At 72.3% G+C, this 4,233-nt stretch carries 5 protein-coding genes; all 5 read left to right on the top strand.

Features of this window, described 5'->3' with window-relative positions:
* Positions 1 to 650, top strand: a 650-nt coding sequence (gene cbiB / locus VKG64_00200; GenBank protein HKB23442.1) for an adenosylcobinamide-phosphate synthase CbiB, incomplete at its 5' end; no start/stop codon positions are given.
* A 225-nt stretch (positions 651 to 875) separates the two neighbouring features.
* Positions 876 to 2,561, top strand: a complete 1,686-nt coding sequence (gene argS / locus VKG64_00195; GenBank protein HKB23441.1) for an arginine--tRNA ligase — start codon at positions 876 to 878, stop codon at positions 2,559 to 2,561.
* A gap of 32 nt (positions 2,562 to 2,593) precedes the next feature.
* Complete coding sequence (locus tag VKG64_00190; protein ID HKB23440.1) at positions 2,594 to 3,145, top strand: SPOR domain-containing protein; 552 nt, start codon at positions 2,594 to 2,596, stop codon at positions 3,143 to 3,145.
* 1 nt (position 3,146) lies between these two features.
* Positions 3,147 to 3,674 (top strand): hypoxanthine phosphoribosyltransferase, encoded by a 528-nt coding sequence (gene hpt, locus VKG64_00185; protein HKB23439.1) that lies wholly within the window; start codon positions 3,147 to 3,149, stop codon positions 3,672 to 3,674.
* Between the two features lie 44 nt (positions 3,675 to 3,718).
* Positions 3,719 to 4,233, top strand: a 515-nt coding sequence (locus VKG64_00180; protein HKB23438.1) for an ATP-dependent metallopeptidase FtsH/Yme1/Tma family protein, incomplete at its 3' end; no start/stop codon positions are given.

The raw sequence follows: 4,233 nt of genomic DNA, 5'->3' as shown, positions 1-4,233 counted from the left end.
CGCTGCGCGCGCTCGCGGCCGCGGCGCGCAGCGTGATGGCGGCGCTCGCGGCCGGCCAGCTCGCCGCGGCCCGCGCGGCCGTCGGCCGTCACCTCGTGAGCCGGCCGACGGCGGCGCTCGACGCCGGCCAGGTCGCCTCGGCCGCGATCGAGTCGGTCGCCGAGAACCTGACCGACGCGTTCGTGGCGCCCGCGTGCTTCTACCTCGCGTTCGGGCTGCCCGGCGCCGCCGTCTACCGCGCGATCAACACGGCCGACGCGATGTTCGGGTACCGCGAGGGGACACTCGAGCACTTCGGCAAGGTCGCGGCCCGGCTCGACGACCTGCTGAACTGGGCGCCCGCGCGCCTCGCGGGCTGGGCGATCGTCGCCGGCGCCGGGCTCGCGGGCGCGGACACGGCGCGCGCCGCGCGCGTGATGCTCGCCGATCGACGGCGCACCGCGAGCCCGAACGCGGGCTGGACGATGTCGGCGATGGCGGGCGCGCTCGGCGTCACGCTCGAGAAGCCCGGTGCCTACCGGCTCGGCGGAGGACCGCCGCCGACGCCGCGGGACGTCGGGCGCTCGGTCCGCGTATTCGCTGTCGCGGCGGCCGCGAGCCTCCTGACGGTCGTCGCCGCCGCCTGGGCGATCCATGCGGCGATGCGATAAATCAATCGGTTAGATCTCATCGCCTGAGGCGAGGCCGAGGCGGCCCGTACCTTGGTCGAGGCACGCCGGCGCGACGCGATGTCGCCGAGCTCGCGCGCGGGACCGCGGCGCCGCTCGAGGTGTTCGGGCGTGAGTCCGTGATTTTTCGCCTTTTTCCTCGGCCCGGACTCGGGCGCGCGCGTATCATTTGAGTGTGGACGCCGCCACCGCGCGGCGTTTTTTGTCATGTCGATCACGGAGCGGTTGACCGACGGAGTCAGGACCGCGCTCGCCAGCGCGGGACTGCCGGAGCCTCCCGCGTGCGTCTGGGAGGTGCCGCGCCAGCCCGAGCACGGGGACTACGCGACGAACGCGGCGATGACGCTCGCGCGCGCCGCCGGGAAGCCGCCGCGGCAGATCGCCGAGCTGATCGTCAAGCACTTCCCCTCGTTGCCGGAGGTCGAGCGGCTCGAGGTCGCGGGCCCCGGGTTCCTCAACGTCTTCCTGGCGCCGGCGTGGTGCGCGCAGGCGCTCCGCGAGATCCTCGTCGCCGGCGAACGCTACGGGCGCGGCGACGGCGAGCGCGGCCGCCGGGTCCGGCTCGAGTTCGTCTCCGCGAACCCGACGGGGCCGCTCGGGATCGTCAACGCGCGCGCCGCCGCCGTGGGCGATGCGCTGGCGCGCCTGCTGCGCTCCCAGGGCGCTCGCGTGACGACCGAGTACTACGTCAACGACGCGGGCAGCCAGTTCGAGAAGCTCGCGCGGTCGCTCGAGGCTCGCGTGCGTCAGTGCTTCGGAGAGGAGGCGAGCATCCCCGAGGGGGGCTACACCGGGGACTACATCGTCGAGCTCGCCCTGACCTACCTGGACGCGCACGGCACCCGCCCCGGGGGCGCGCGTCCGGCCGCGCTCGACCTGCCCGATCCCGAGCGCGTCGAGCACTTCGGGCGCTGGGCGGTGACGTACTACGTCGAGCAGCAGCGCACAGTCCTTCGCGACTACGGCGTCGAGTTCGATGCCTGGACGTCCGAGCAGCGCGACGTGCGCGATCGCGGGCTCGCCGAGAAGGTCCTCGACGAGCTCGCGGCGCGCGGCCTCAGCTACGCGAAGGACGGCGCGCTCTGGTTCCGGTCGTCGGAGGTGGGCGACGATGCGGGCGACGACAAGGACCGCGTCCTCCGCCGGTCGAGCGGTGAGGTGACCTACTTCGGGGTGGACGTCGCGTACCACCACCACGTGAAATTCGCGGACGCCGACCGGGTCATCAACCTCTTCGGCCCCGACCACCACGGCTACGTGCCGCGCCTGCGGGCCGCGATGCAGGCGCTCGGCCACCCGCCCGAGGCGTTCGAGGTCCTCATCGTCCAGCTCGTGACGCTCCTGCGCGACGGCCAGCCCGTGCGCATGTCGAAGCGCCGCGGTGAGCTCGTCCTGATGGACGAGCTCCTCGAAGAGGTCGGGCGCGACGCCGCGCGCTTCACGTTCCTCACGCGGCGCCATGACAGCCCGCTCGAGTTCGATCTGGCCGTCGCCACGCGGCAGTCGAGCGAGAACCCGGTTTACTACGTCCAGTACGCCCACGCGCGGATCCAGTCGATCGGCAAGCAGGTGGCCGAGCAGGGGATCGTCGTGCCCCCGCTCGCCGAGACCGATCTCTCGCCGCTCACGGCGCCCGAGGAGCAGGCGCTCGTCAAGCGGCTCCTCCAGTACCCGGAGATCGTGCGCGGCGCGGCGAAGGCACTCGAGCCCCACCGCGTCGCGTACTTCCTGACGGAGCTCGCCGCCGCGTTCCACCCGTACTACAAGAACCACCGCGTCATCCAGGACGACCGCCGGCTCATGTTCGCGCGGCTCGCGCTCTGCGCCGCGGTGGCGCGCGTCGTCCGGAACGGCCTGGACCTCCTCGGCGTCGCGGCGCCGGAGACGATGTGAGGGCCGTGCGAGCCGCACGCCGGCGCGGTGGCGTGAGCACGTTCTTCGTCCTCGTCGGCTGCGTCGCGGTGCTGGGGGTGACGTTCCTGCTCGGCGCGGTGGTCGGCCGCTTCTGGCCGAACCTCCCGTCCTTCCGCCCGGCGAGCGTCGCGAAGGCGCCGCGCGAGCGGGTCCGCGAGCGCGAGACGCGCGCCCCCGAGCCGCCGCCGACGCTGACCTTCTACCGGGAGCTCACCGCGCCGCTCACGGCGCCGCCCGCGGCCAGGCCCGCGAAGCCGCGCCCCGACGCGCCGAAGGCGGAGGCGGCGAAGCCCGAGCCACCGGCCGGGGAACGGGCCGAGGCGCCCGGGAACCTGGCGGCGCGCTTCACGGTCCAGGTGGGCGCCTACAAGACGCGGGAGCCGGCGGAGGCGCTCCGGGCGCGCGTGGCCGCCGCCGGGCACGACGCCGACGTCGTCGAGACGGACGGGCCCATCCGCTTCCGCGTGCGCGTGGGCGCGTTCGCCACGCGCGACGCGGCGCAGGCGGCGGCGGCGCGCATCGGCGCCGACCGCGCGTTCTCGACGTTCGTCACGGCCCGGTAGGATGGCCCCGCGGCCGGGCCGCGTCCTCATCACGGAGGAGGCGCTCCGGGCGCGGGTCGCCGAGCTCGCCCGGGCGATCGCGCGCGACTACGCGGGGGAGCGCCCGATCCTCGTCGGCGTCCTGCAGGGCGCGTTCCTCTTCATGGCCGACCTGGTCCGCGCGATCCCGATCGAGCTGACGACCGACTTCATCGGCGTGTCGAGCTACTCGAGCGGCACGACCTCCTCGGGCGAGGTACGGCTGGTCTCCGACCTCTCGATGTCGATCGAGGGCCGGCAGGTGCTGATCGTCGAGGACATCGTGGACACGGGCTTCACGCTCGCGTACCTCAAGCGCAACCTCGAGTCGCGCCGTCCCGCGCGCGTGCGCGCGTGCGTGCTGGTCGACAAGATCGAGCGCCGGCGGGTGAAGCTCGAGCTCGACTACGTCGGGTTCACGATCCCGAACGTCTTCGTCGTCGGCTACGGCTTCGATTACAAGGGGCTCTTCCGGAATCTTCCGCACATCGCCGAGCTCGAGGGGGCGTGACCGCCGCGGCGCGTCATCGTTGCGTGATGCTATAATGCCCGGGGATGAACCAGGTGTACAAGAATCTCGCGCTCTGGATGGTGATCGGCCTGATCGTCATCCTGCTGTTCACGATCTTCCAGGGCGCGAACCAGAGCGGGCAGGAGCAGCCGAACTTCTCGGAGTTCCTGCGCGCCGTGGACCAGGGGCGCGTGGAGTCCGTCGTGATCCGCGGCAACCACGTCACGTACACGCTCAAGGACTCCGCGCAGATGCAGCGGACCTACATCGTCGAGTACCCCGACCTCATCAAGACGCTGAAGGACCGCGGCGTGCGCATCGCCGTGAAGCCGCCCGACTCGATCCCGTGGTACACGACCGTGCTGCAGTGGGTGCCGATGCTCCTCTTCATCGGCGTGTGGATCTTCTTCATGCGCCAGATGCAGGGCGGAGGCGCCGGCGCCAAGGCGCTGTCCTTCGGGAAGGCCCGCGCGCGACTCTTCTCGGAGAAGCAGAACAAGATCACCTTCCAGGACGTGGCGGGTGTGGAAGAGGCCAAGGAAGAGCTGCGCGAGATCAT

The sequence above is a fragment of the Candidatus Methylomirabilota bacterium genome, from assembly GCA_035260325.1.
Classification (GTDB): domain Bacteria; phylum Methylomirabilota; class Methylomirabilia; order Rokubacteriales; family CSP1-6; genus AR19.
Note: the sequence above shows the minus strand (reverse complement) of the source record. Positions and strands in the feature narration are given on the sequence as shown.